We start from the raw sequence: 24,623 nt of genomic DNA on the forward strand, positions 1-24,623 counted from the left end.
GGCCACCCCGGTGCCTGCCGATCGCCGGGGGTCCGGAGTGCATCATTGATCGGTACCCAGGCGATTCGGGGGAGGCTAGCTACATGAGCGCGTCGGAACAGTGGCCGGTGGAGAACGAGTGGGCGACGAGGGAACTGCACTGGCACGCCTACGTGGAGGAACAGTCGATGGCCGCCGCGCGGTCGCGGCGCGAGCGGCTCGAAGGAGAGCCCGACCAGGTACTCCTCACCCCCAAGGACGTCGCCACCTGGCTGGACACCCAGCTCAAGCGCGCCACCGCGCCGGCGAACAAGGAGACGGGCAAGCGCGCCAAGGACGACCGCGACTTCGGCGACTCGTTCCGGGTCCACGAGTCCCTCGCCTCACGCGGGGAGTCCATCTACACCGGGATCCGGCTGGACACCACGTTCGCCGTGGAGGCCGTGAGCCCGACGGACTGCTCGCTGGGGGACCACGCCAGGCCGGTCACGCCGCTGAAGACCGCGAAGCGCCGGGGGAACGCGGGAAGCGGGAACTGACCCGTCCCACCCAGGCCCACCCGCCGGCACGACGAACGCCGCCCCGGCCGGTGGCTGGAGCGGCGTTCGATGCCGGTGACGCGGGCGCCTGGATCAGGCGGCGGCCTCGTCGGTCAGCAGGTTGCGGGTCCGGTTCGGGTCGACCGGGATACCGGGGCCCATCGTCGTGGAGACGGTGATCTTCTTCAGGTAGCGGCCCTTCGCGGCGGACGGCTTGGCCCGCAGGATCTCGTCGAGGGCGGCGGAGTAGTTCTCCACCAGCTTCTCGGCCTCGAAGGACACCTTGCCGATGATCAGGTGCAGGTTCGCCTGCTTGTCGACGCGGAAGTTGATCTTCCCGCCCTTGATCTCGTTGACGGCCTTGGTGACGTCCGGCGTCACGGTGCCGGTCTTCGGGTTCGGCATCAGGCCGCGCGGGCCCAGGATGCGGGCGATGCGGCCGACCTTCGCCATCTGGTCGGGCGTCGCGATCGCGGCGTCGAACTCCAGCCAACCGCCCTGGATGCGCTCGATCAGGTCCTCGGCCCCCACGACATCCGCGCCGGCGGCCTCGGCCTCGGCGGCCTTGTCGCCCGTCGCGAACACGATCACCCTGGCGGTCTTGCCCGTACCGTGCGGGAGGTTCACCGTGCCACGGACCATCTGGTCGGCCTTGCGAGGGTCGACACCGAGCCGGATCGCGACCTCGACGGTGCCGTCCAGGCGAACCTTGGAGGTCTCCTTGGCCAGCTTGGCGGCCTCCAACGGGCTGTAGAGGCGGTCGCGGTCGATGAGCTCCGCGGCCCGCTGGTAGGCCTTGCTGCGCTTTGCCATGTCTGTTCCTTGTCTGCTGGATCAGTAGTGGTGTCGGGCGAGCGCTCGCCCTCCCACGCGGTCAGAACGACCGAGCGTACTCCCCGTCGTGCGCTCAGATCTTGGCGACCTGGCTGAACGACAGTTCAACCGGCGTCTCGCGCCCGAAGATCGAGACGAGGACCTTGAGCTTCTGCGCGTCGGGGTTGACCTCGCTGATGGTGGCGGGCAGCGTCGCGAACGGCCCGTCCATCACGGTGACGGACTCGCCGACCTCGAAGTCGACCTCGATCGTCGACTTCGACGGCTGGGCACCCGTCGCCGCACCAGCCTTGCCGGGCTTGGTCTCCTCCACCTGCGGTGCGAGGAACTTGAGCACCTCGTCCAGCGTCAGCGGGGACGGGCGCGAGGTGGCACCGACGAAGCCGGTCACCCCGGGGGTGTTGCGCACCGCGCTCCACGAGGCGTCGTTGAGCTCCATCCGGACCAGGATGTACCCGGGCAGCACCTTGCGCTGCACCTGCTTGCGCTGGCCGTTCTTGATCTCGGTGACCTCTTCGACCGGCACCTCGACCTGGAAGATGAAGTCCTCGACGTCCAGGGTCTGCACCCGGGTCTCCAGGTTCGCCTTCACCTTGTTCTCGTAGCCGGCGTAGGAGTGCACGACGTACCACTCGCCGGGGGCGCTGGCCAGTGCCGCGCGCATCTCGGCGACGGGATCGTACTCAGCCTCCTCGTCGACGGCCTCCGCCTCAGTCGGAAGCTCGGTGCCCTCCGCGGCGGTGTTCTCGACGGCCTCGGCCCCCGACGTCTCCTGTTCGGAGCCCTCGGACGCCGCCGCGGCGGTCACCTGCTCGTCGGACGAGCCGGTCTGGTTCTGGCCGTCCTCATGGGAGGTCACAGTCGGTCTCGCTTCCTCTCGTGCTCGTGCGCCTGACCCGGCGGACCGCACGGCCCACCCACGGGACCGCTGTCAGCCGAACAGCCAGAGCACACCCTGGCTGAAGGCGATGTCCAGTCCCGCCACCAGCGTCACGACGAAGGATACGAAGACCAGCACCACCAGCGTGTAGGTCACCATCTGACGGCGCGTTGGCCAGATGACCTTGCGGAGCTCGGCCACGACCTCACGGAGGAACCTACCGATCCGGCGCGGGAAGGACGGGCGCTTGCCGCTCTCGTCCCTCGCTCGCGTGGGACGGCCCTTCCCGGCGTCCGAGGACCCGGCCGAGCCACCAACACCCTCGGCGCGGTCCTTCCGACCGGACGGGCGTGCGGCTGCCCGGCGCGCACGACGCTCAGCGGCACTGGAGGGGCGCTCGGCGTCGCCACCCTCGCCCCGCTGCTGCTCGCGGTCCTCGCTCACGCCTGGTTCCTCCGCTCGCCGTCGATTCTCGACGCAGGGGTGACAGGACTTGAACCTGCAACCTGCGGTTTTGGAGACCGCTGCTCTGCCAATTGAGCTACACCCCTTTGCGGTGGACCCCACCGGTCACCCGGTATGACCACCACAGTTCCAAGACGCCGGACAGCCTCCCACGCGACTTGCGGGAGGGCAAGCAGGAATCTCAGTGCGCGCAGTCTATTGCACTGAGGGTGGATTTCTCCAACTCCCGAGGTCAGGAGGGGTTTTCGCAGCGCGAAACACGGTTTTCCGCCGCAGAACCACCCTCACCGGCCCCTAGCTGTCCGCGACACCCCGCCGGCCGGCTCCGACGCCGGGCAGGGGTCCACCCCTCGGGCGGGCGAAACGTCCCTCGACCTGGTCTGACACCATCTGGGGTATGGCCGTACCCGAACCCAGCACCGTACCCGCCCCGTCCTCCCGCCCCCGCGTCTCGGCGAGAGTCGGGGGCATCAGCGAGTCCGCCACGCTGGCGGTGGACGCCAAGGCGAAAGCGCTGCGCGCGGCAGGACGTCCGGTGATCGGGTTCGGCGCGGGCGAGCCCGACTTCCCCACCCCCGGGCATGTGGTCACCGCGGCCCAGGAGGCCTGCGCCGATCCGAGGAACCACCGCTACACGCCCGCCGCGGGACTCCCGGAACTTCGCGAGGCGCTCGCGGCCAAGACGCTGCGGGACTCCGGGCTGGCGGTCGAGCCCTCGCGGATCCTCGTGACGAACGGCGGCAAGCAGGCCGTCTACCAGGCCTTCGCCGCGCTGCTCGACCCGGGTGACGAGGTGTTGCTGCCCGCCCCGTACTGGACCACCTACCCGGAGGCCATCACCCTCGCCGGCGGCGCTCCCGTCGTCGTCCCCACCGACGAGACGACGGGCTACCTGGCCAGCGTCGAGCAGCTCGAGGCGGCCCGCACCCCGAACACGAAGGTGCTGCTCTTCTGCTCGCCGTCGAACCCGACGGGCGCCGTCTACCCGAGGGAGCAGGTGGAGGCGATCGGCCGGTGGGCCGTCGAACACGGCATCTGGGTGGTCGCCGACGAGATCTACGAACACCTGACCTACGACGGGGCCAGCGCGGTGTCGATGCCGGTCGCCGTCCCTGAGCTGGCCGACCAGTGCGTGATCCTCAACGGCGTCGCCAAGACCTACGCGATGACCGGCTGGCGGGTCGGTTGGATGATCGGGCCGCAGGACGTGATCAAGGCCACGTCGAACCTCCAGTCGCACCTGACGTCGAACGTGTCGAACGTCTCGCAGCGCGCCGCCCTCGCGGCGGTGAGCGGACCGCTGGACGCCGTGCACGAGATGCGTGCCGCCTTCGACCGCCGCCGTCGGACGATCGTCTCGATGCTGTCCGCCATCGAGGGCGTGCGCTGCCCCGTTCCCCAGGGAGCGTTCTACGTCTACCCGTCGGTGAAGGAACTGCTCGGTCGCGAACTGCGGGGCAGCACCCCCCGCTCCAGCGTCGAACTGGCGGAACTGGTCCTGGAACACGCCGAGGTCGCGGTGGTGCCGGGTGAGGCCTTCGGGACCCCCGGGTACTTCCGGTTCTCCTACGCGCTCGGTGACGCCGACCTGGAGGAGGGCGTGGGCCGCGTCGCCGCGCTGCTCGGCGAGATGCGCTGAGCCGTCACGGCGCGGCACCACCTACCCGCGCCGGGGGACCCGCTCCCGGGGCCCCTGGCGCGTTCCGCATCAGTCGGCCAGGCGAACCCGGGCGACCGCCTTGCCGAGGACGCTCTGACCCTCGCTGCGGGCCGTGATGGTGACCCTGGCCACGCCGGCCTCGTCGACGCCGGTCACCTTGCCCGTCAACTCCACGAGCGCGCCCTCCTCGGTGTCGGGCACCACCACCGGCCTGGTGAACCGGACGCCGTACTCGATCACGGCTCCGGGGTCGCCCGCCCACTCACCGACGAGTCGCGCGCCCTGCGCCATCGTGAACATGCCGTGGGCGATCACGTTCGGCAGCCCCACGTCGCGGGCGAACCGCTCGTTCCAGTGGATGGGGTTGAAGTCCCCGGAGGCGCCCGCGTAGCGGACCAGCCGCTCCCTCGTCACCCGCACCCGCAGTTCGGGGAGCACGGTCCCGCTGGAGACCTCCGACACACTCGGGCGGTTCACGCCGACACCCCTTCCGCCTCGGCCGCCGTCGCGCGGCCGGCCGTTCCCCGTGCGACGAGCATGGTGCGAGCCGTGACGACGGCCTCACCGCCCTCGGTGGTGACCTCCGACCTGAGGGTCAGGAACTCGTTGCCGGCCCGGCTGGACACGGCGTCGACGTGTGCCGTCACCACGAGCCTGTCTCCCGCCCTGATGGGGCGGTGGTGTTCGAAGCTCTGGTCGCCGTGGACCACGGTGCCGTAGTCCAGCCCCAGCTCCGGATCGGTCACGATGACCTCGTTCGCCCGGACCGAGAGCAGGAACGCGAACGTCGGCGGCGCGATCACGTCAGGGTGGCCGGCGGCCCTGGCCGCGGCCGGGTCCCGGTACACCGGGCTCGGATCCCCCACCGCGTCCGCGAACTCCCGGATCTTCTCCCTGCCGACCTCGTACGGATCGGTCGGCGGGTAAGCACGTCCAACAAACCTCTGGTCAAGCCCCACGGCGGCCACCGTAGCCGAGACCGCAGCACGGCCGGTCCGGCGGTCCTGGTCCTCGACGCCCACCGGGCCGTCCCTGGTACCGGAATGACGAAAGGACCCGACCCCGTGGGGTCAGGTCCTTCGTGAGCCGCGGCTCCTCGGCGAGGCCGAGGCTCAGCGGGTCTCCTTGTGCACGCGGTGCACGTTGCAGTTCCGGCAGTACTTCTTCACCGCGAGCCGGTCGGGATCGTTCCGACGGTTCTTCTTGGTGATGTAGTTGCGGTGCTTGCACTCCTCGCACGCCAACGTGATCTTGGGGCGAACGTCCGTGGCGGCCACGGTGCCTCCCTCTCAAGCTAGGGTCCTGAGTCGGTCTGTGATCCCGGTCGCGCCCGGGTCGACGGGACCGATTGGTAGCGGTGGCGGGACTCGAACCCGCGACGCAACGATTATGAGCCGTTTGCTCTACCAACTGAGCTACACCGCCACGCGGGCAAACCACACACACGATACAACCGCAGTGCCACTGTCGGGCACTGCGGCAGTTCGTGGAGCCCCAATACGGAATCGAACCGTAGACCTTCTCCTTACCATGGAGACGCTCTGCCGACTGAGCTATTGGGGCCTGCTCCGCCTTGAGCGATGATGACTCTACACAACCCCGTCCCGAAGGTGAAACCGGGGGGGTGCCGCCGGCGGATCGGGTCAGCTGAGCAGCGTCAACACCAGCCGGTCCCGGCTCCCCCTCGCCCGCACCGTCCGAGCCCGCAGCCACGCCTCGAAGCGGTCCGGCGGCAGCGGACGCGAGATGAGGTAGCCCTGCGCCGTGTCGCAGCCCATCCCCACCAGCTGGTCCCGCACGGCGTCCTCCTCGACGCCCTCGGCGACGACGGCCAGGCCGAGCGAGTGGCCGAGCTCGATGATCGACCGGACCACCGCCATGTCGCTGAGGTCGGATCCCATCCCGAAGACGAAGCTCTTGTCGATCTTGACCTCGTCCACCGGCAGCTGGCGCAGGTACGCCAGCGAGGAGTAGCCGGTCCCGAAATCGTCCACGGCGAGGACGACCCCCAGCGCGTGCAGCCGGCGCAGCACGGGAAGCGCCCGTTCCGGGTCGGCCATGACCCCCGACTCCGTCAGCTCGAAGGTCAGCAGCTCCGGTGGCACCCCGGTCCGCCCCAGTGCCTCGGCCACCACGTCCGGGAAGTCCTCGTCCGCGAGGTTGCGCACGGAGAGGTTCACCGCCGCGGACAGGCGCAGCCCCCGGTCCAACCACCCCCGGACCTGCTCGAGCGCCCGTTCCATCACGAAACACGTCAGCGCGTCGACCAGGCCGGTCGCCTCCACGGCCGGCACGAACTCGTCCGGGTCCAGCCGACCGAACTCGGGGTGGGACCAGCGCACGAGGGCCTCGACCCCGATGACCTCGCGATCGCGCAACGCGATCTTCGGCTGGAAGTGCACCTCGACCTGGCCGGTGTCCAGGGCCTGCCGGAAATGGGTCACGAGCTGGAACCGGCGGAGGAAGATCTGCCCCATGCTCGGGGCGTACCCGCGCACCGCCACGTCCCCGTTCCTCGCCGCGCGCAAGGCCACGTCGGCGTGCTGGAGCATGCTGTCGGCATCGTCCCGCACCTCGGGGTCCACCCCGGCGACCGCGTACCCGACGACGGCACCCGCCTCGACCGTCAACCGGTCGACGGGGTAGGGCGCCGCCACCTCGGCCCGCAGCCGTTCCGCGAGGCCGGCGACCTCCTCGTCGGTGTGACCGGCGAGGAGGACCGCGAAGGAGCCGCCCTCCAACCGGGCGAGCACCGCCACCGGCCCCAACACGTCCCGCATCCGACGTCCGGCCGCCACGACCATCCGGTCCCCCCAGGCGTGCCCGAGGGCCTCGCTCACCGTCGACAGCACCTCCAGGTCGAGTCGGAGCAGCACCAGCCGCCGCTCCGAGCGCAACCGGTCGGCGGTCAGCTCCCGGAAGCCCTGCCGGTTCAGCAACCCGGTGAGCGGATCGTGATAGGCGTCGTGGCGCAGCCTCCCGAGCAGTTGGCGGTTGTCCAGGGCGGTGGCGAGGTGGCTGGCGAGGGTCCGCAGCAACCGCACGTCGGCGAGGCCGAACCCCCGCCACCGGCTGATCCGGTCATGGGCCTCCACGGTTCCGAGGACCTGCTGGGCTCCGTGGAGCGGGACGACGAGCGCCTCCGTCGCGCCACGGGCCCGCAGGGCGTCGCGCACGTCCTCCGGCGCGTCCGCCGCCCTGAAGTACCGCACCTGGGAACCGGGCAACCGCAACAGCGGGTCGACCCTGGTCGCCCACGGCCGCTCCTGGGCCGACGCCTCGCCCTGGTCCTCCCCCGACACCGTGGTCACGACCTCGGACGGGCCGTCGCGGAACAGGTGGAGGACGACGCGGTTGGCGTTCAACTGGTCGCGGATCCGGTCGGTGACGCGCCGCCAGTCGACCGGGTCGGTCTGGGAGTGGGAGACCACGGAGGCCGGCCGGCTGATCGCGTCCTGCCCGGAACGGGCCACGGCCAGGCTGACCTCGCTGAGCGCCTCCAGGTCACGGCGCTCGCGCAGCAGGCCGGAATAGGCGTGGTAGAGCCCGACGACGGTGGCGCAGAGGAACACCACCAGCGCCCAACCCCAGGGCTGGGCGACGGCGACCTCGTAGCCGACCAGGGCGACCGAGGTGTTCAGCAGGCCGATCACCAGGATGTACAGCGCCATCCGCACCGCGCCGGACAGACGGATCTCACCGCCGAGGACACGCATCGCACCGAGCGCGAGCACCGCGCTGACCAGCGGGGAGGACAGCGCGCCCAGCAACACGGGCAGCCACGCCGGCCCCATGCCCTGGAGCGCGCCGCTCAGCAGCGCCACCATGCCGAAGGGGATGGCCACCTCGAGGCACATGACGCCGGCGTTGTAGACGCCGTGGCTGAGGGCCCGGCGGCTGAGCAGCGTGCCCATCAGCATGCCCATCCCCGCGAGGAGGTGGGCCAGGAGCACGACCTCGAAGGGCGCGACCAGCAGACCGACCACCAGGGGGATCTCGGTGAAGGAGACCGTCCAGCCCACCCGGTTCACGTCGACGTGGATGGTGAACCGTTCGGCGAGCAGGAAACCCGCGCCCAGGAGCGGTCCGATCCACCAGATCGACTCCCCGTAGGGGGCGAAGCCGGTCCCGGACAACCCGACCACCAGGGAGGCAAGCACGCCGGCGGCGAACACCAGGAACGCGAAGAACCGGAAGGCGCGCTGGTGCGCGCTCCTCGGGTCCGTCCTCGGGTCCGTGTCCTGACTCCGCGCGACACCCGTCTCGTCGGACATGCGACTTCCCCTTCCCTGCCCCCGCGGTGACACCTCGGGGCCGTGCACCTCGTGTCACCGTGGAGCACGCCGGCCGGCGGGAACCGTGGTCGCGATCGGCGTCCAGGAGGGGCGACCGACGGGCTGATCCAGTTCTACCACGCTCCTCGCCGATCTTTTCGCCATCGAGGCCGAAAAGTGAACAACCCTGCGACGAAGTCAACAGGAAAGCGATTGCCCCCAACTCCCCAAAATGGGCCGGAACCCATTTCCTCCAGCTATTCCTACGCTGGGTGAGACCGACGAAGCCATGCGTAACCACAGCTCAGCGCCCTGTCCGGGCGCAGGCCGTTGAAGCGGGTCCCCGCGAGGTCGACACCGGGTCACGATCATCGATACCCCAGCTCACAAGGGGTAATATCGGAGCCGTTAATCGCCGGCCACGCGCCCGGGTTCCACGCCGTTGCCGCCAGGACCCGCATCGATCGCCTCGTCGTCGAATTCCATTCGCGGATTCTCCTCGCGCGGGCGCCCGTTCCCACCTGGCACGCGACCCGGGCCGCCCGGTCGACCGGTCCACGTGGCCGGTGGTCGCCACCGCGTCCCCCGCCACGCCTAGGATGTGGCCGGTCGATCGACCGGACGGAGCGGGGGGCGGGACGATGAGGGCTGCGATCTACCGGGCTCCCGGCGGACCCGAGGTGCTGCGCGTCGAGACCGTCCCCGACCCCGAACCCGCAGAGGACGAGGTCCTCGTGCGCGTCGAGGCGATCAGCATCGAGGGCGGCGACCTCCAGGCACGGCGTGCCGTCGACCCGGGTTCTCCGCCGCGGGTCGTGGGGTACGCGGCCGCCGGCGAGATCGTGGCCCTGGGGACGGCGGTCACGAGCTTCTCGGTGGGCCAACGGGTCGTGACCTTCGGCTTCGAGGGCTCCCACGCGTCACTCCGCGCCGCGCCCGCCGCGACGACCTGGGCCGTGCCGGACGGAGTGTCGAGCACGACGGCCGCCGCCGCGTTCATCGGACTCGGCACCGCCGCGTTGGCCGTGTCCCAGGCCGCGATCCAGCCCGGCGAGGCCGTCCTGGTGCAGGGCGCCACGGGCGGCGTCGGCGTCGGCCTCGTCCAACTCGCCCACCGGGCCGGAGCCAGGGTGCTCGGCACGGGCAGCGACCCGGCCGCACTCGACGCGCTGCGCCCCCACGGCCTCACCGACGCGGTCGTCCCGCGTCCCCACGCCATCGCCGACCAGGTGAGGGCCGTGCTCGACCACGGCGCGCACGTCCTCATCGACACCGTCGGCGGCGACGCCCTGCTGGCCGGGCTCGGAGCCGTCGAGGACGGTGGTCGTGTCGTGCTCGTCGGCGGCAGGTCCGGCGGATCGGCGGCCATCGACACCCTCCAGATCCTCGCCAGGCGGCTGACGCTGATCGGCTGCTTCCTCGGGGGTGTCATGGCGGAACCGGCGACCCGCGCCCTGCTCGACACGATGCTCCGTGACGTCGCCACCGGTGCGCTGTCCGCTCCGGTGGACCGGGTCTACCCGCTCAGCGAGGCCGCCGCCGCCCACGCCCGCGCCGAGGAACGGGGGCGGCTCGGTCGCGTCATCATGGTCCCCTGAGGGCAGGTGCGAGCACGGGCACGCCCGGGAACACCCCGAGGGCACTGGTCTCGTCGCGGCGCGCCCCGCCACCGTCGACCAGGCCCGCGAGGCCCACGACCAGGCGCCGAGCTCCCCGCACGTCCCGCGAGTGCGCCGCGACCACCAGCAGCCGTTGCGGCGACCGCCCGGACATGGTGACTCCCCGGGAGCCAGGTCGCGCCCTGCCGACCCAGCACGGCGGCGTGGAGCCCGCCTGGATCGCGGCGGCCCGGGGCGCCCAGCGGCCGAGGACTTCGGCACGTATTCGGCACAGCCGCCCTGATTTGGGCACGCATTGGGCACAAGCGGCCGCTGCGAGCCGGACACGGCGGACGACGCACGAACGCCCCGGTCAGCTGTTCTCGCAGCTCACCGGGGCGTTCTGGCTGGTGTGGCGGGTGAAGGATTCGAACCTTCGTAGCTTGCGCGACGGATTTACAGTCCGCTCCCTTTGGCCGCTCGGGCAACCCGCCTTGCCGAACCGTCACCCGATCCGACGCCACAGAGCATACACACACCACCGGTGGTACCCGCACGGGGGTTGTGGTCGGCGTGTCGCCCGCTCGGCCACGGCTCGCGGAAGCCCGCCGCGCACCATTCCTCCCGCGCGGGGAGGAGGCGTCGCGCGGGTGGTATCGGCCCTGGCGGGAGGGGCGGGTGCGACGCGGTGGAGCGACCGCGCCTAGTAGGTTTGCGCCACCACAGGCGATGCGGCGCCCTGCCGTGTCGGCACACGACCGCGGAGGTGGGGCCAGGTGGCGGACGCGTCATTCGACGTCGTGAGCAAGGTCGACCGCCAGGAGGTGGACAACGCGCTCAACCAGGCGGCCAAGGAGCTGTCGAGCCGTTTCGACTTCCGGGGGACCGGGACCAGGATCTCCTGGGCCGGCGAGGAGGCGGTGACGATCGAGTCCGAGACCGAGGAGCGCTGCCGGGCCGCGATCGAGGTCTTCAAGGAGAAGCTCATCAAGCGGGGCATCTCGATGAAGGCGTTCGAGGTGGGTGACCCCGCCCTGTCCGGGCAGGTCCACAAGGTCACTGGCAAGATCATCCAGGGCATCGCCAGCGACAAGGCCAAGCAGATCGCCAAGAAGATCCGGGACGAGGGCCCGAAGGGCGTGCAGGCGCAGATCCAGGGTGAGCAGCTCCGGGTGTCGGCCAAGAAGAAGGACGACCTCCAGAAGACCATCACCCTGCTCAAGGAAGCCGACTTCGACATCGCGCTCCAGTTCACCAACTACCGGTAGGCCAGCGCCGCCCCCGGTCGTCCTGGTCGGGCGGTCCAGGCGACCAGGGTGCGGTGGCGGTGCTCGTCGCCCGCCCTCGTCGGGTGCGCGCCTGGTCTCCTGCCGCCGAGGAGCGTCCGAGGCGGCCCGGGCAGGCGCCACGCGCCGCTCGTCCTCCGGTGGGTGGCGCGGGGAACCCGGTCTCGCCGGAGGACGGCTGTGCGGTGACTTCGGCAATCGTGCGGTGCCGCGACGCGGCGCGAGCGGGTAACGTCCTGGCACCGTGAAGGGGATTGTGCTTGCCGGCGGCAGCGGTACCCGACTGCACCCGATCACCCAGGCGGTGTCCAAGCAGTTGTTGCCGGTCTACGACAAGCCGATGATCTACTACCCGATCTCGGTGTTGATGCTCGCCGGAGTCAGGGAGATCCTGATCATCTCGACTCCCCAGGACCTCCCGCTGTTCCGCCGGCTGCTGGGCGACGGCCAGCAGCTGGGCCTGCGCTTCGAGTACGCGGTGCAGCCGGAGCCCAACGGGCTCGCCGAGGCGTTCCTGATCGGGGCCGACTTCATCGGTGAGGACGACGTCGCCCTGGTGCTGGGCGACAACATCTTCTACGGGCACGGGCTGCCCCGACTGCTGAGCAGGCACTCCGCCTCGGTGGACGGGTGCGTGTTGTTCGGTTACCCGGTGCAGGACCCGGAACGGTACGGCGTCGGCGAGGTCGACGCGCACGGCCGGTTGCTCTCGATCGAGGAGAAACCGCTCACGCCGAAGTCGAACAAGGCGATCACCGGGTTGTACTTCTACGACAACGACGTGATCGAGATCGCCAAGCAGCTCACGCCGTCACCGAGGGGCGAGCTGGAGATCACCGACGTGAACCTCGCCTACCTGCGGGAGGGCCGCGCCCAGCTGGTGGACCTGGGGCGCGGCTTCGCCTGGCTGGACACCGGGACGCACGACGCGATGTTGGCGGCGGGGCAGTTCGTCCAGGTGCTGGAGGCCCGACAGGGCGTCCGGATCGCCTGCCTCGAGGAGATCGCGCTGCGCATGGGGTACATCGACGCCGAGGCGTGCCACGCGCTGGGGGTCACGCTCGCCAAGTCCGGGTACGGCCGCTACGTGATGGACGTCGCGCGGGGCATCCTCGACGGCTGAGGGCTCCCGTCCCCCGAGCTGGCGGCCCGAGGCGCGCCGGCCTCGGAGCCAGCCCGCCTCACCAGGGCAGTTGCCGGCCGGCGAGTTGCTCGAGTCGGCGAACCCGGTCGTCGATGGGGGGGTGGGTGGAGAACATCCTGGCCATCCCCTCCCCCGGGCGGAACGGGTTGGCGATCATCAGGTGCGACTCGGACACGAGCCGGGGTTCCGGAGCGAGTGGCGCCTCCCGGGTACCCCGTTCCAGCTTCCGCAGCGCGGAGGCGAGGGCGAGCGGGTCACCGGTCAGCTCCGCGCCGGAGGCGTCCGCCTGGTACTCGCGCGACCGGCTCACCGCCATCTGGACGACGGCGGCGGCGATCGGGCCGAGCAGCGCGATGAGCAGCAACGCGAAGGGGTTCGAGCGGTTGCCGTTGCCGCCGAAGGCGCCGAAGAACATGGCGAAGTTCGCCAGGAAGGTCACCACGCTGGCGAGCGCGCCGGCGACCGAGGAGATGAGGATGTCCCGGTTGTAGACGTGGGAGAGCTCGTGGCCCAGCACGCCGCGCAGTTCCCGTTCGTCCAGCAGGCGCAGGATGCCGGTGGTGCAGCAGACCGCGGCGTTGCGCGGGTTGCGGCCGGTGGCGAAGGCGTTGGGTGCCTCGGTGGGGCTCACGTAGAGCCGCGGCATCGGCTGCCGGGCGCTGGTGGCCAGCTCCCGGACGATCCGGTACATCGCCGGTTGTTCCGCCTCGGAGACGGGCCTGGCGCGCATGGCGCGCAGAGCGAGCTTGTCGGAGTTGAAGTAGGCGTAGCCGTTCACGGCCAGCGCCAACACCAGACCGATCAGCAGGCCGGTCCGCGCTCCGATCACACCCGCGACGACGATGATGAGCGCGCTGAGGCCGCCGAGGAGCAGCGCGGTCTTCAGCCCGTTCCAATGCTTGTGCACGTCGTATCGCCTCCGCCGGATCACTCGACTGCCGGTGCGGTTACGTCCGTCCGAACAACGTGCTGGGCCGACCGGACGTTCCCCCACTCACTTTCTGTGACCGAGGTCCCGTTCGCTCGGGAGGTGGTTCCGCTCCGTCGTCCAGCGGCGGGGGAGGAGGGACGGCGGCGACCGAGGCCGTCAGGTCGTCCCGCTCCGCCACCAGCTCCGACGTCGCTCCCAGTCCGCCAGCGCCCCCGGTCCCCGGGTAGTCGTGGGTCTCGGCCCAGTGGAGGGCGTCGAAGGGGCAGACCTCGACGCAGATCCCGCAGTACAGGCACTGTCCGTAGTCGATGGCGAACCGGTCGAGCACCGGTTGCCTGCGGTCCCGCGCCCGTCCCGGCTGCGGGAGCGTCTCCGTGTGGGACTCGATGTGGATGCACCAGTCCGGGCACTCGCGGGCGCACAGCATGCAGACGGTGCAGTTCGCCTCCACGAGGGCGATGGCGCCCCGGGATCGCGCCGGGACCCCCGAGCGCCCGCCGTGGGTGCCGGTGGTGTCCCCCGGACCGGTTCCGCTGTCGGTCGTCGGCCGCACGCCGCTCACGGTCCTTCCCTCCTGGGTCCCCACGACGGGTCCGGCACGCCCGGCGGCGTGCCGCGCCGCCGGCCGCCCGTCGCGGCGTCGGCGGTGGACTCCCCCGGCTCCGGAGCTCCGGGCCAGGGGCGGGTGGCCCGGGAGGCCAGCACGAAGTCCTTCCGCAGGGGGTGGCCGACGAAGGAGGGGGGCAGCAACAGCGGTGGTGTCGCCAGCCCGGTCACGTCGAGCCCGAACATCTCCGCGAGCTCCCGTTCGTGCCAGGCGGCGCCGTCCCACACCTGGTGCAGGCTGGGCAGGGTTCCGCCGGACACCACCTGGGTGCGGAGCAGCAGCCCGAGGCGGCGCGCGGGGTCCACGACGTGCAGGGTGACGCGGTGTGCCCGCCCTGGTTCCTCGGTGGGGGCACCGTCGTCCTCCGCGCCGAGCCAGTCGAAGAGGGCGCATCCGAGGAGGTCGCGGGCGGCGATGGCCGCGCGGGGCCAGCTGGTGAGCGGCACGGACACCGCGTGCTGGCCGAACTCCGAGGAGATCTCGGCGTCCGTCAGGTGTCGCGACAGCTCCTCGGCGAGCTCCGCGGATCCGGCCCTCATGCGGTGTCCCCCTCGGATGTGCCCGGCGCGCTGGCCGTGCCGGGTGTCGCGCCCTCGGTGAGCATCCGGTGGAGGGCGCGCAGTCCGCCCAGCACGGCGTCGGGGCGGGGCGGGCAGCCGGGGACCGCGACGTGGACCGGGAGCAACTGGTCGATGCCCTTGGTGACGCTGTAGGAGTCCCAGTAGGGGCCGCCGGTGTTGCTGCAGGCTCCGACCGAGAGGACGTAGCGGGGCTCCGGTAGTTCGGCGTAGGTGGCCAGCACGGCGGGGAGCATCACGTCGGTGACTGTCCCGGACACCACCAGCACCCACCCGATGGGGAGGTCCGGGGGTTCGGTGGCGTCTGGTTCGGTGGGGGCGCCCTCCTCGTGGAGTGCCGCCATCACCTCGACACCGCAGCAGGCGAGCCCCAGGTCGAGCACGGTGACCCGGAACCGCCCCTCCCACGACAGCGATGTCCGCCGAGGTGCGGGTGGGCCGAGTCGGAGTGGGGTGGTGGTCACGAGGCGACAGCGTAGGCGGGGTGGGCGGCCGGGGACCCGGCGGTGAGCCGTCCGACTCGCACGGCGGAGGTGACCGGCCGGAGGGGTGGGGGGTGGTCAGCCCGGTGGGGGCAGCGGGGAGCCGAACCGGATCAGGTTGCCGTCGGGGTCGACGTGCGCGCCCTCCAGGAGCCCGTGGTCGGTGGCGACCGGCGGCCGGGTGGTGCCGAGGGAGGAGCTCGCCTCCCAGGCGGCGGCGAGCGCGGCGGCGTCGTCGACGTAGAGGTAGGCGGCGCCGGCGCTGGTCGCCGGGTCGTGCGCCACCACGGGGGTGAGGTGGATCTCGACCTCGTCCCGCTGGGCGAAGGCGTAGCTGGCGTCGTCGTGGGCCGCCACCTCGAAGCCGAGCGTCCGGTAGTGCTCCATCGCGGCGAGCAGGTCGCGGACGGGGAGGATCGGGGCGATGCGGCGGGCGGTGACCATGACGGTCAGCCTCTCACGGCCGGCCGCCGGGGAGCGGAGCACGAAGTCCGGGGTTCGGCGAGCCGAGGGAACTCGCTGCCCGCCCCTCACCTGGACGGGCGAAGAGATCCACTCGATGCGGTCAGGACAGGCCGAGGGGCGAGCGGCCGCCACTACGTTTGACCTCTTGATCATCCAGGGCTTCCCGCCGGATGGCGGCGTGGCCATGTCCCGGACGAAGAGGTCATCACAGTGTTGAAGCAGTTTGGAACGGTCTCCGCCGCGGTTGCCGGTCTGCTCGCCGCCGGCGCCCCGGCCGCCTTCGCCGCCGAGGCGGGGAACCGGCTGGACCCGGCGCTCGACCGGCTGGGGACCGAGGTGGAGAACCACGTCTGCGCGACCACCGTCGTGGTCGGCGCGGTCACCGGCGGCAAGCTGTACGACCCCGTGTACGACACCTGCCTGGCCGACAAGCTGGCCGAGGCGGGCATGCTCTGACGGGTGGGGCCGGCCGGCGCGCGGGCCGGCCGGCCCGTGTCGGCCAGGCGCGCCTCCCGGGGCGCGACGTCGACTCCGGTCCGACGCCGGTCCGCCTCAGTCCCGCAGCTCCATCGTGCAGCACTTGGGCCCCCCGCCCGCCTTGCGGAGTTCGCTGACGTCGACGAGGACGGGGTCGAACCCGCGCAGCGCGACCCGTGCGGCCAGGTTGGTCGCCTCGCGGGGCAGCACGACGTGGCGGCCGTCGGACACCCCGTTGAGCCCGAGGCACCGGGCGTCGGTGTCGTCCGCGATCACCGCGTCCGGGAAGAGGCGTTCGAGGACCTGGCGTGATCCGGGGGAGAAGGCCGGCGGGTAGTAGGCGATCAGGGGGTCGGGCCCCTGGTCGTCGAGCACGAAGAGCGCGGTGTCCAGGTGGTACAGCCGGGGGTCGACCAGGCGCAGGGACACCACCGGGACGCCCAGGGCCTCCTGTGCCTCCGCGTGCGCGGCGAGTTCGGTGCGGAATCCCGTTCCGGCCAGCAGCAGGCGTCCGGTCCAGGTGAGGTCCCCTTCCGCCTCGTTGACGTGCACCGGCATCGTCACGTCGGCGTAGCCGTTGGCCTCGAACCAGCGCCGGTAGTGCGCCGCCTCGTCGGCCCGCTCGGCCGACCGGAACCGCGCGCCCAGCACCCGGCCGCCGACCACCGTCCCGGAGTTCGCGGCGAACACCATGTCCGGCAGCCCCTCGACGGGGTCGATCACCTCGACCCGGTGCCCGAGTCCCTCGTAGACGCGGCGCAGCGCGTGCCACTGGTCGAGGGCCCGCTCCCGGCTGACCGGGGCGGCGGGGTCCATCCACGGGTTGATGGCGTAGCTCACCTCGAAATGCGCGGGAGGGCACATCAGGTACCGGCGGGGGGTCTCCTGGCGGTCGGTCGTCGTGCTCCGCCGTTCGGCCGGTTGGGGCAGCACCTGGCTGGGCGTGGCGCCACTGGCGACCGGAGCGGCGGCGGAAACGGGAGCACCCGAGGTGATGGACGACATGAACGAAATGTAAATCCCGCCAGATACTACGAACAACGCCGCTGCGTTGCGTTTTTACCGGCAGAATGTTTCGCATGGATGAGATTGACCAACGAATCGTTTCACGCATGGTCGCCGATGCCCGATCGAGTTACGCGGACATCGGCGCGGTGGTGGGGCTCTCGGCGCCCGCGGTGAAGCGGCGGGTGGACAAACTGCTCGACCTGGGCATCCTTCGGGGCTTCACCGCCGTGGTCGACCCGGAGGCCCTCGGCTGGGGCACGGAGGCCTTCGTCGAGGTGCACTGCAACGGCAACGTGACGCCGGGACGGATCAGGAGCAGCCTCGAACCGCTCCCGGAGATCGTGGCCGCCTACACCGTGTCGGGAGCGGCCGACGCCATCGTGCACCTGCGGGCCGCGAGCATCCACCACCTCGAGACGGCGCTGGAACGCCTGCGGGCGGTGGACATCGTCGACCGCACCGTCTCGACCGTGGTGCTGTCGACCCTCCTGGAGCGCCCCCCGCAACCAGACGGGCGAACCGCACCGTCCTCCTGAGGGGGCGCCGGCGTGCCCGCCGGCCCCCTCCACGACGCGACGACCGCGCGACCACTCCCCGGGGTCCGGTGAACGCCGAGGGTCACGACGTCAGTCGAGCAAGTGACCGGATTCACTAACCCGGCTGGCTAGTAAGGTTGTCCTTATCGTGCCAATGGACGAAGCCGGGGGTCCGGCTGGCCACGGCGGCGGGCCGTGGCGTTCCGGACACCGGTGTCCGGATGGTGAACGAACCGTTGCTCGGCCTCCGGTGGCCAACCGATCAGCGGCTACTCTCGACTGGAGGAAACGCGTCGAGAGCGGCGACGGCCGCCACCCCAACAACGCTAAGGACTGCGAAGACATGACCGTGACCGGCCACGGCGGCGACGGTCCCGCCGGGAACGGCGCAGCCGCGCTCCCGGACGGCGTCCAGGGCCTACCGGCCCGCTCGAAAGAGGCTCACAAACTCGACCGGGTGGTGATCCGGTTCGCTGGTGACTCCGGCGACGGGATGCAGCTCACCGGCGACCGTTTCACCTCCGAGGCCGCCGCCTTCGGCAACGACCTCGCCACCCTGCCCAACTTCCCCGCCGAGATCCGCGCCCCCGCCGGCACGCTCCCGGGGGTGTCCAGCTTCCAGCTGCACTTCGCGGACTACGACATCCTCACCCCGGGAGACCGCCCCGACGTCCTGGTCGCGATGAACCCGGCCGCGTTGAAGGCCAACATCCGGGACCTGCCGCAGGGCGGCATCCTGATCCTCAACACCGACGAGTTCACCAAGCGGAACCTGACCAAGGTCGGTTACTCGTCGAACCCGTTGGAGGACGGCTCGCTCGGCGGGTTCCAGGTGCACGAGGTCGCCATGGCGTCCCTGACCAGGGGCGCCCTGGAGGAGACTGGGCTGTCGAAGAAGGATGCCGAGCGGGCGAAGAACATGTTCGCGCTCGGCCTGTTGTCCTGGATGTACAACCGCCCCACGGAGGGCACCGAACGGTTCCTCCGGGAGAAGTTCCGGCGGCGCCCCGAGATCGCCGAAGCCAACATCCTCGCGTTCCGCACCGGCTGGAACTACGGCGAGACCACCGAGGCCTTCGGGGTGACCTACGAGGTCGCGCCGGCGAAGCTACCGCCCGGCACCTACCGCCAGATCACGGGGAACCTGGCGTTGGCCTACGGGATCGTGGCCGCCGGCCAACGGTCCGGGCTGGACGTCTTCCTCGGCACCTACCCGATCACCCCCGCCTCCGACGTGCTGCACGAGCTGAGCAAGCACAAGAACTTCGGGGTGACGACGTTCCAGGCCGAGGACGAGATCGCCGGGATCGGGGCGGCGTTGGGGGCCTCCTACGGGGGTGCCCTCGGTGTGACCACGACCTCCGGGCCCGGCATCGCCCTCAAGTCCGAGACGATCGGGCTGGCCGTGATGACGGAGCTCCCGCTGCTGATCTGCGACATCCAGCGTGGCGGCCCGTCCACGGGACTGCCGACCAAGACCGAGCAGGCCGACCTGCTCCAGGCGATGTACGGGCGCAACGGCGAGGCTCCCGTGCCGGTGCTGGCCCCGTCCTCGCCCGCCGACTGCTTCGACGTCGCGCTGGAGGCCACCCGGATCGCGCTCACCTACCGCACGCCGGTGCTGCTGCTCTCCGACGGGTACATCGCCAACGGCTCCGAGCCGTGGTTGCTGCCGGACCTCACGGCGCTCCCCGACCTCCGCGTGCCGTTCGCGACCGAACCCAACGCCCCGGACGGGTCCGGCGAGTTCTGGCCCTACCTGCGGGACCCGGAGACGCTGGCGCGACCGTGGGCCGTTCCGGGGACGCCGGGCCTCGAACACCGCATCGGCGGTCTGGAGAAGTCCGACGGGCGCGGGGACATCTCCTACGACCCCGACAACCACGACCGGATGGTGCGCCTCCGCCAGGCCAAGATCGACGGCATCACCGTGCCGGACATCGAGGTCGACGACCCCTCCGGGGTGGCTGACGTGCTGGTCCTGGGCTGGGGCTCCACCTACGGGCCCATCGGAGCGGCCTGTCGGCGGGTCCGGGCGACGGGGACCCCGATCGCGCAGGCGCACCTGCGCCACCTCAACCCGATGCCATCCAACCTCGGTGACGTGCTGGGGCGCTACCGGCGGGTGATCGTGCCGGAGATGAACCTCGGGCAGCTGGCGACGTTGCTGCGCGCCAGGTACCTCGTCGACGTGGTCAGCCACACCAAGGTGGCGGGTCTCCCGTTCAAGGCCGAGGAGCTCCAGTTGGTCTTCGACCAGGTGCTCCAGGGGGCCCACGCGTGAACGGGTCCCGCGCACCGCACCACACACCGGACCAGCCCGCCTCGGGCCGCCCGGTCCACCGGACCGGGCGCGCAGGATCACGTCAGGAGGACGCGTGACCACGGTTGATCTCGGCCTGCCCTCGATCGGTGGCACCGCCGGAGTCCCCACCACGGACGAGAAGCAGACCGCGAAGAGCTACACCTCGGACCAGGAGGTCCGCTGGTGCCCGGGTTGCGGGGACTACGCCGTGCTCGCCGCGGTGCGGTCCTTCCTGCCCGAGCTGCGGCTGAAGCGGGAGAACACCGTCTTCGTCTCCGGCATCGGCTGCTCCTCCCGCTTCCCGTACTACCTGAACACCTACGGGGTGCACTCGATCCACGGCCGCGCCCCCGCGATCGCCACCGGGTTGGCCACCTCGCGTCCCGACCTGTCGGTGTGGGTGGTCACCGGTGACGGTGACGCGCTGTCGATCGGCGGGAACCACCTGATCCACACGCTCCGCCGGAACGTCAACCTGAAGATCCTGTTGTTCAACAACAGGATCTACGGGCTCACCAAGGGCCAGTACTCGCCGACCTCGGAGCAGGGGAAGGTCACCAAGTCCACCCCGGCCGGCTCGCTGGACCACCCGTTCAACCCGGTCTCGTTGGCGTTGGGCGCGGAGGCGACCTTCGTCGCCCGGGCGATGGACTCCGACCGCAAGCAACTGACCGAGGTCCTGCGGGCGGCGGCGGAGCACCGGGGCAGCGCCCTCGTCGAGATCTACCAGAACTGCCCGATCTTCAACGATGGCGCGTTCGACGTGCTCAAGGATCCGGGTGAGCGGGAGCGGCGCATCGTCCCGCTGCGGGACGGCGAGCCGATCCGGTTCGGGCCGGATGGCGAGTTCGGTGTCGTCCAGGACGGCTTCGAACTGCGCGTCCGCAAGGTCTCCGAGGTGGGTGAGGACGCCGTGGTCGTGCACGACGCCAGCCGCACCGACCCGGGTTACGCGTTCGCGTTGTCCCGGCTCGGCGGGCAGGACCTGGAGCACACCCCGACCGGGATCTTCCGGTCCGTGAGTCGTCCGACCTACGACGACCTGGCCAGGGAGCAGGTGCGGCTGGCCCAGGAGTCGAAGCCGGGCGACCTGGCCGCGCTGCTGCGTGGGAACGACACCTGGCAGGTGCTCGGCTGAACCACCCGGCCGGGTGCCGGAGAGACCGCGGCCCGGGGACGTCGGGTGCCGGCGCGCCCGTTCCTCCCGGTGCGGGGTCGGCCGCCCGGGGGCAGGTCGAGCCGCCTCCCGTTGGGCGTCGCGGGCGGCGGGGAGCCCGGCTCGGTGGTCGGTACCCGGCCCCGCCGAGCCGCTGGCTCCCACCAGGCCTCAGGCCTGGTTCTTCTCGTCGAACCAGATGAAGTCGCCACCGGCCGAGGGGTTGGGGTTGCCGTCGCCGGCGCGGCGGGGCAGCCCCGAGTCGGCGAACTCCTCAGGGTCGAGCACCGGCTCGAAGAGACTGCGCGCCCGTTCCCCGTCGCGCGTCGCCTCCCTCGGGGCCGGGTCGGCTGCGGGCGCGGTGCTGTGCTGGGTTTCCACGTCGTCCGTTCGGTTCGGCCCGGTGGTCGCCGGGCGGGGTGGCTGGGGCGTGCTCCCGCCGCGCTCCTCGCGCGACGTCGGGTTCCGTCGTGGTGTGTCGGGTGCGACGTCCTCCCGGATCGCCGGGATGACGCTGGTCTCGCCCTGGTCGCCGTCGGTGGGCTGGCTCGGCGCGGGGGCCGGCGGCACCGCCCCGGCTGCCGGCTCCGGCGTCTCCTCCTCCGGGAAGGCGGGCGCGTCGTCGTCCTCGGCCGGCCAGGCCATCTCCTCGACCTCGTCGTTCTGGCTGCCCGCCGGCACCGCCGGCTTCCGACCCCCCGTGCCGTCCTCGGAGAAGTCAGGTCGGCGGAAGAAGTCGGTGCGCCCCTCGGCGGGGTCGACCGCCGGTGGGTCCGGAGTACCGGTCGGCTCGTAGTCGTGCGCGGGCCAGGCGGCGTCCAGGTCATCCCCGTCGGCCGGAGCCGTGGCGGCCGAACCGCCTCCCGGAGCCGGGGCCGGCTCCGTCGTCGGGAACCCCGGTTCCGCCGCGCCCCCGGGGGTCGGGTCCGACAGTTCGATGTCCGCGGGATCGTCCACCGGGCCCCTGCGGGTCGGGCGGGGTCGAGCGTCCAGCCGACCGGTGCGCCCGCTCGCCTCGACCGGTCGGTCCCCTCCTCCGGTGACGGGGAGGAACTTGCCGGTCCGCTCGGCGTCGTCCTGGGCGGCACGACCGGTCCGCTCCGGAGCGCCCACGGGGCGGTCGTCGGCGGGAACGGGCGGGATGACGGCGGTCTGCTCGGCGGCGGCGGCGGGCGGGGGCCCACCTCGCGCCGAGGCGGGGGACCACGCCGACGCTCCCTCGTCCGCCCCGCGCTCGGTGGGACCCGCACCGGAGGCCGGGGGCTCCGGCTCGGTCGACACGGGTGGGGACACCAGGGTCCCCGAACCCGGGGACCGCTGGTCCGCCGCGTCACCGGCGGGTGCGGGCTGACGTTCGTTCTCCCAGGGGTCCTCGAACGGTTCGTCCGGCGACGCCGCCTGGGACGGACCCTCCCGCAGTCCCGCGAAGACGTCGTCCGAGCTGATCTCCACCTCCGACGGTGGGTCGGCCGAGGACTGCCCGTCCTCGGTGGCGCCCCCGCCGCTCGTGATCCGGTTGAGCCTCCGCTGCACGGGACGCACGAGCAACAGCCAGGTGGCCAGTGCTCCCAGCAGGAAGGCGAGCAGGCTCCACAGCCAGACCTGCCCGAAAATCGACGTCACAGGAAGTTCCTCCTAGCGCACGGCAACGCTGGCGCCCCCAACCGCGCCGGCACCGCACCGCGCCAACACGGCTCCACGTGTTCGGCCCACGTCGACGGCGGCTCCGCGCGTCCGACGGCCCCTCGAACCGGACACCCGGCGGTCGGACAGCGACGGCCACGTTGGCGGGACCCGAACCCGCAAGGCCCCGCATACGCTACCCAACGCGCAGTTGATCTCACTCGAAGGTGTGAGTTGTGCACCAGTGAGTAGGCAATTCACCGGAAACTCCACCTCAGGCGCACTCACGTCGTCGTGTTCTCCCACCGGAACGAGCGCTGCCCCTTCCTCCAGGCGTATGTTGGCGCGGTGTCAGCGAGCATCGTGGAGGGTGGAACGCGGGCCGAGGACAGCGGCGGTCGCGGCGGTGGCGACGGAACGGTCCGCAGCGGCACGCTCTTCGGGGTCGCCGCATACCTGGTCTGGGGGGTCCTCCCCGCCTTCTGGGCACTCCTCGCCGCCGCGGGCTCCCTCGAGGTGCTCGCCCACCGCCTCCTGTGGACCTTCGTGATGCTCGGCGGGGCCGGCCTCGTCTTCGGGTGGTGGCGGCCGCTGCGGACGCTCCCCCCGCGACAGTGGGCGATGGTCCTGGGAGCGAGCGCCCTCATCACCGTGAACTGGGGGCTGTACGTCATCGGTGTCCAGTCCGGGCAGACGGTCGACGTCTCCCTCGGCTACTTCATCAACCCGTTGGTGAGCGTGCTGTTGGGGATGGCCGTGCTCCGGGAACGCCTGCGGCCCGGCCAGTGGGTGGCGTTGGCCATCGGGTTCTGCGCGGTCCTCGTGCTGACAGTCGACTACGGCCAGCCCCCGGTGCTGGCCGTCAGCCTGGCGATCACCTTCGGCCTCTACGGGCTGCTGAAGAAGACCGTCACGCTCGGGGCCGCGACGAGCGTGATGACGGAGAGCGCGCTGATGGCGCCGCTGGCGCTCGGATTCCTGGTGTGGGCCCAACTCGCCGGCGTGGCGACGTTCGTCGGCGAGGGGGTGGGCCACGCCCTGCTGCTGGTGCTCGCGGGCCCGGCCACCGCCGTGCCGCTGTTGCTGTTCAACGGGGCGGCCCGCCGCATCCCGCTCACCCTGCTGGGGATGCTCCAGTACCTGGCGCCGACCCTGATGCTCGTCTACGGTCTCGTCGTCGACGGCGAACCGATGTCCGCGGCGCGCTGGTCGGGCTTCGGCATCGTGTGGCTGGCGCTCCTGGTGTTCACGGTGGACAGCCTGCTGTCCTCGCGTCGGACCAGGAGGAGGAACCGGGCGGCAACGGCTGCGCTCCCACCGGTGTGAGCGGTCGGCCCCGGACTGCGCCCGACCCTCCCGACCCGGTCCCGTGTGTGGGAACGGTCACCTCGACGGGCGCGGGGATCCGAGCCGGCGGCCACGACGACGTGTCGGGAGGCCGGGCGCTGCAGGGGAATCCTCGGACCCGCCGGCGGATGCCCGCTGGTCCGTCGCTCGCGGGCCCCGCCCGGCGGCGTCCGGTGTGCCGGCACCGCGGGGCGACCACGTCGGCCGACGACGTCCTGGGAACGGTGGTCAGGGCCCGGGACCTCGTGCTCGGCGGCCGCTCCCCGGTCTGGTGCGTCGGGCGCGTGCGCCCCAGATCGAGCTGAGCCGACCCTCCGTCCCACCGCGCGGGAGACGTCGCGGTGTCGACGGCCCGCCCAGACCACCGGAGGTCGCACGCCGTTCCCGAGTGGCGGACGCCGGCCCGCCAACGGGCAACGCCGAGCGGGCACCCGCGGCGGCCCCGGCAG

The 24,623-nt window shown here is 71.6% G+C and carries 25 protein-coding genes and 4 tRNA genes; 10 read left to right on the forward strand and 19 right to left on the reverse strand.

Annotated elements, in window-relative coordinates; all coding sequences use genetic code 11:
- Positions 1-83: 83 nt before the first annotated feature.
- Entirely contained in the window at positions 84-518 is a 435-nt protein-coding gene (locus ACOJVX_RS23465) for a hypothetical protein (RefSeq protein WP_026419534.1), read from the forward strand.
- A 93-nt stretch (positions 519-611) separates the two neighbouring features.
- Here ACOJVX_RS23465 and rplA read toward each other — a convergent pair whose 3' ends face one another.
- The 4 genes from rplA to ACOJVX_RS23485 form a co-directional block, all read right to left on the reverse strand.
- Positions 612-1,331, reverse strand: a complete 720-nt coding sequence (gene rplA, locus ACOJVX_RS23470; RefSeq protein ID WP_026419535.1) for a 50S ribosomal protein L1 — start codon at positions 1,329-1,331, stop codon at positions 612-614.
- Positions 1,332-1,425: 94 nt separating this feature from the next.
- Positions 1,426-2,211, reverse strand: a complete 786-nt coding sequence (gene nusG / locus ACOJVX_RS23475; protein ID WP_026419536.1) for a transcription termination/antitermination protein NusG — start codon at positions 2,209-2,211, stop codon at positions 1,426-1,428.
- Positions 2,212-2,283: 72 nt separating this feature from the next.
- Positions 2,284-2,676, reverse strand: a complete 393-nt coding sequence (gene secE / locus ACOJVX_RS23480; protein WP_026419537.1) for a preprotein translocase subunit SecE — start codon at positions 2,674-2,676, stop codon at positions 2,284-2,286.
- Positions 2,677-2,710: 34 nt separating this feature from the next.
- A tRNA-Trp gene (locus ACOJVX_RS23485) sits at positions 2,711-2,783 on the reverse strand.
- Between the two features lie 311 nt (positions 2,784-3,094).
- On the opposite strand from ACOJVX_RS23485, the gene ACOJVX_RS23490 reads away from it, so the two are divergent.
- A complete protein-coding gene (locus ACOJVX_RS23490; RefSeq protein WP_030104485.1) occupies positions 3,095-4,336 on the forward strand; it encodes a pyridoxal phosphate-dependent aminotransferase in 1,242 nt (413 codons plus the stop codon).
- A gap of 69 nt (positions 4,337-4,405) precedes the next feature.
- Here the strand turns inward: ACOJVX_RS23490 and ACOJVX_RS23495 are convergent, their stop codons facing one another.
- The 6 genes from ACOJVX_RS23495 to ACOJVX_RS23520 all read right to left on the reverse strand — a co-directional run bounded on the left by ACOJVX_RS23495 (position 4,406) and on the right by ACOJVX_RS23520 (position 8,631).
- On the reverse strand, positions 4,406-4,834 hold the full coding sequence (locus tag ACOJVX_RS23495; RefSeq protein WP_026419539.1) for a MaoC family dehydratase: 429 nt from the start codon (positions 4,832-4,834) through the stop codon (positions 4,406-4,408).
- The gene (locus ACOJVX_RS23500) at positions 4,831-5,316 is read right to left on the reverse strand and encodes a MaoC family dehydratase N-terminal domain-containing protein (RefSeq protein ID WP_051314184.1); all 486 of its coding nucleotides are present in this window, start codon (positions 5,314-5,316) and stop codon (positions 4,831-4,833) included. The genes ACOJVX_RS23495 and ACOJVX_RS23500 overlap by 4 nt, the downstream gene beginning before the upstream one ends.
- A gap of 153 nt (positions 5,317-5,469) precedes the next feature.
- Entirely contained in the window at positions 5,470-5,634 is a 165-nt protein-coding gene (rpmG, locus tag ACOJVX_RS23505; protein ID WP_016698064.1) for a 50S ribosomal protein L33, read from the reverse strand.
- Positions 5,635-5,706: 72 nt separating this feature from the next.
- Positions 5,707-5,782 (reverse strand) — tRNA-Met (locus ACOJVX_RS23510).
- 62 nt (positions 5,783-5,844) lie between these two features.
- A tRNA-Thr gene (locus ACOJVX_RS23515) sits at positions 5,845-5,920 on the reverse strand.
- A gap of 80 nt (positions 5,921-6,000) precedes the next feature.
- Positions 6,001-8,631, reverse strand: a complete 2,631-nt coding sequence (locus ACOJVX_RS23520; RefSeq protein WP_026419540.1) for a putative bifunctional diguanylate cyclase/phosphodiesterase — start codon at positions 8,629-8,631, stop codon at positions 6,001-6,003.
- Between the two features lie 641 nt (positions 8,632-9,272).
- Between ACOJVX_RS23520 and ACOJVX_RS23525 the strand changes: the two genes are divergently transcribed.
- The gene (locus tag ACOJVX_RS23525) at positions 9,273-10,229 is read left to right on the forward strand and encodes a quinone oxidoreductase family protein (RefSeq protein ID WP_030104488.1); all 957 of its coding nucleotides are present in this window, start codon (positions 9,273-9,275) and stop codon (positions 10,227-10,229) included.
- Here the strand turns inward: ACOJVX_RS23525 and ACOJVX_RS23530 are convergent.
- Together ACOJVX_RS23530 and ACOJVX_RS23535 are read right to left on the reverse strand one after the other, a co-directional pair.
- Positions 10,216-10,404, reverse strand: a complete 189-nt coding sequence (locus tag ACOJVX_RS23530; protein WP_026419542.1) for a hypothetical protein — start codon at positions 10,402-10,404, stop codon at positions 10,216-10,218. The two genes, ACOJVX_RS23525 and ACOJVX_RS23530, sit on opposite strands and share 14 nt — an antisense overlap.
- A 238-nt stretch (positions 10,405-10,642) precedes the next feature.
- A tRNA-Tyr gene (locus tag ACOJVX_RS23535) sits at positions 10,643-10,723 on the reverse strand.
- 282 nt (positions 10,724-11,005) lie between these two features.
- On the opposite strand from ACOJVX_RS23535, the gene ACOJVX_RS23540 reads away from it, so the two are divergent.
- Both ACOJVX_RS23540 and rfbA read left to right on the forward strand, forming a co-directional pair.
- A complete protein-coding gene (locus ACOJVX_RS23540) occupies positions 11,006-11,497 on the forward strand; it encodes a YajQ family cyclic di-GMP-binding protein (protein ID WP_026419543.1) in 492 nt (163 codons plus the stop codon).
- 262 nt (positions 11,498-11,759) lie between these two features.
- Entirely contained in the window at positions 11,760-12,638 is an 879-nt protein-coding gene (gene rfbA, locus ACOJVX_RS23545) for a glucose-1-phosphate thymidylyltransferase RfbA (protein ID WP_026419544.1), read from the forward strand.
- A 58-nt stretch (positions 12,639-12,696) separates the two neighbouring features.
- Here the strand turns inward: rfbA and htpX are convergent, their stop codons facing one another.
- From htpX to ACOJVX_RS23570, 5 genes are all read right to left on the reverse strand, one after another.
- Complete coding sequence (htpX, locus tag ACOJVX_RS23550; protein ID WP_026419545.1) at positions 12,697-13,566, reverse strand: zinc metalloprotease HtpX; 870 nt, start codon at positions 13,564-13,566, stop codon at positions 12,697-12,699.
- A gap of 40 nt (positions 13,567-13,606) precedes the next feature.
- Entirely contained in the window at positions 13,607-14,152 is a 546-nt protein-coding gene (locus ACOJVX_RS23555; protein WP_245588861.1) for a 4Fe-4S binding protein, read from the reverse strand.
- Positions 14,149-14,736, reverse strand: a complete 588-nt coding sequence (locus ACOJVX_RS23560) for an NADH-quinone oxidoreductase subunit C (RefSeq protein WP_418153301.1) — start codon at positions 14,734-14,736, stop codon at positions 14,149-14,151. Before ACOJVX_RS23560 ends, ACOJVX_RS23555 begins: the two co-directional genes overlap by 4 nt.
- Positions 14,733-15,239, reverse strand: coding sequence for an NADH-quinone oxidoreductase subunit B (locus ACOJVX_RS23565; RefSeq protein ID WP_026419548.1), 507 nt, complete (start codon positions 15,237-15,239; stop codon positions 14,733-14,735). Before ACOJVX_RS23565 ends, ACOJVX_RS23560 begins: the two co-directional genes overlap by 4 nt.
- Positions 15,240-15,335: 96 nt before the next feature.
- On the reverse strand, positions 15,336-15,701 hold the full coding sequence (locus tag ACOJVX_RS23570) for a VOC family protein (protein ID WP_422647096.1): 366 nt from the start codon (positions 15,699-15,701) through the stop codon (positions 15,336-15,338).
- A gap of 231 nt (positions 15,702-15,932) precedes the next feature.
- On the opposite strand from ACOJVX_RS23570, the gene ACOJVX_RS23575 reads away from it, so the two are divergent.
- Positions 15,933-16,178, forward strand: coding sequence for a hypothetical protein (locus ACOJVX_RS23575; protein ID WP_026419550.1), 246 nt, complete (start codon positions 15,933-15,935; stop codon positions 16,176-16,178).
- Between the two features lie 96 nt (positions 16,179-16,274).
- Here the strand turns inward: ACOJVX_RS23575 and ddaH are convergent, their stop codons facing one another.
- Positions 16,275-17,204 carry a dimethylargininase gene (gene ddaH, locus ACOJVX_RS23580; protein WP_418153298.1) on the reverse strand — a complete coding sequence of 310 codons (930 nt, stop codon included), beginning with the start codon at positions 17,202-17,204 and terminating at the stop codon, positions 16,275-16,277.
- A gap of 74 nt (positions 17,205-17,278) precedes the next feature.
- Between ddaH and ACOJVX_RS23585 the strand changes: the two genes are divergently transcribed.
- The 3 genes from ACOJVX_RS23585 to ACOJVX_RS23595 all read left to right on the forward strand — a co-directional run bounded on the left by ACOJVX_RS23585 (position 17,279) and on the right by ACOJVX_RS23595 (position 21,186).
- Complete coding sequence (locus ACOJVX_RS23585; RefSeq protein ID WP_026419552.1) at positions 17,279-17,743, forward strand: Lrp/AsnC family transcriptional regulator; 465 nt, start codon at positions 17,279-17,281, stop codon at positions 17,741-17,743.
- A gap of 343 nt (positions 17,744-18,086) precedes the next feature.
- Positions 18,087-20,027 carry a 2-oxoacid:acceptor oxidoreductase subunit alpha gene (locus tag ACOJVX_RS23590; RefSeq protein WP_030104492.1) on the forward strand — a complete coding sequence of 647 codons (1,941 nt, stop codon included), beginning with the start codon at positions 18,087-18,089 and terminating at the stop codon, positions 20,025-20,027.
- Between the two features lie 94 nt (positions 20,028-20,121).
- Entirely contained in the window at positions 20,122-21,186 is a 1,065-nt protein-coding gene (locus ACOJVX_RS23595; RefSeq protein WP_026419554.1) for a 2-oxoacid:ferredoxin oxidoreductase subunit beta, read from the forward strand.
- Between the two features lie 189 nt (positions 21,187-21,375).
- Here ACOJVX_RS23595 and ACOJVX_RS23600 read toward each other — a convergent pair whose 3' ends face one another.
- Entirely contained in the window at positions 21,376-22,827 is a 1,452-nt protein-coding gene (locus tag ACOJVX_RS23600; protein ID WP_418153297.1) for a hypothetical protein, read from the reverse strand.
- 348 nt (positions 22,828-23,175) lie between these two features.
- Here ACOJVX_RS23600 and rarD point away from each other — a divergent pair, with 348 nt between their 5' ends.
- Complete coding sequence (rarD, locus tag ACOJVX_RS23605; protein WP_026419556.1) at positions 23,176-24,153, forward strand: EamA family transporter RarD; 978 nt, start codon at positions 23,176-23,178, stop codon at positions 24,151-24,153.
- Positions 24,154-24,623: the final 470 nt, after the last annotated feature.

Origin of the sequence: Actinoalloteichus caeruleus (assembly GCF_049311605.1) — a bacterium.
GTDB lineage: Bacteria > Actinomycetota > Actinomycetes > Mycobacteriales > Pseudonocardiaceae > Actinoalloteichus_B > Actinoalloteichus_B caeruleus.

Bases quoted from the DNA above. Each gene is read 5' to 3' on its own strand.
- ACOJVX_RS23465 (WP_026419534.1), top strand. From the start codon at position 84: ATGAGCGCGTCGGAACAGTGGCCGGTGGAGAACGAGTGGGCGACGAGG.
- ACOJVX_RS23530 (WP_026419542.1), bottom strand. From the start codon at position 10,404: ATGTCCGGGCGGTCGCCGCAACGGCTGCTGGTGGTCGCGGCGCACTCG.
- ACOJVX_RS23525 (WP_030104488.1), top strand. From the start codon at position 9,273: ATGAGGGCTGCGATCTACCGGGCTCCCGGCGGACCCGAGGTGCTGCGC.
- ddaH (WP_418153298.1), bottom strand. From the start codon at position 17,204: ATGTCGTCCATCACCTCGGGTGCTCCCGTTTCCGCCGCCGCTCCGGTC.
- ACOJVX_RS23490 (WP_030104485.1), top strand. From the start codon at position 3,095: ATGGCCGTACCCGAACCCAGCACCGTACCCGCCCCGTCCTCCCGCCCC.
- ACOJVX_RS23570 (WP_422647096.1), bottom strand. From the start codon at position 15,701: ATGGTCACCGCCCGCCGCATCGCCCCGATCCTCCCCGTCCGCGACCTG.
- ACOJVX_RS23590 (WP_030104492.1), top strand. From the start codon at position 18,087: ATGACCGTGACCGGCCACGGCGGCGACGGTCCCGCCGGGAACGGCGCA.
- rplA (WP_026419535.1), bottom strand. From the start codon at position 1,331: ATGGCAAAGCGCAGCAAGGCCTACCAGCGGGCCGCGGAGCTCATCGAC.
- ACOJVX_RS23585 (WP_026419552.1), top strand. From the start codon at position 17,279: ATGGATGAGATTGACCAACGAATCGTTTCACGCATGGTCGCCGATGCC.
- ACOJVX_RS23520 (WP_026419540.1), bottom strand. From the start codon at position 8,631: ATGTCCGACGAGACGGGTGTCGCGCGGAGTCAGGACACGGACCCGAGG.
- ACOJVX_RS23560 (WP_418153301.1), bottom strand. From the start codon at position 14,736: ATGAGGGCCGGATCCGCGGAGCTCGCCGAGGAGCTGTCGCGACACCTG.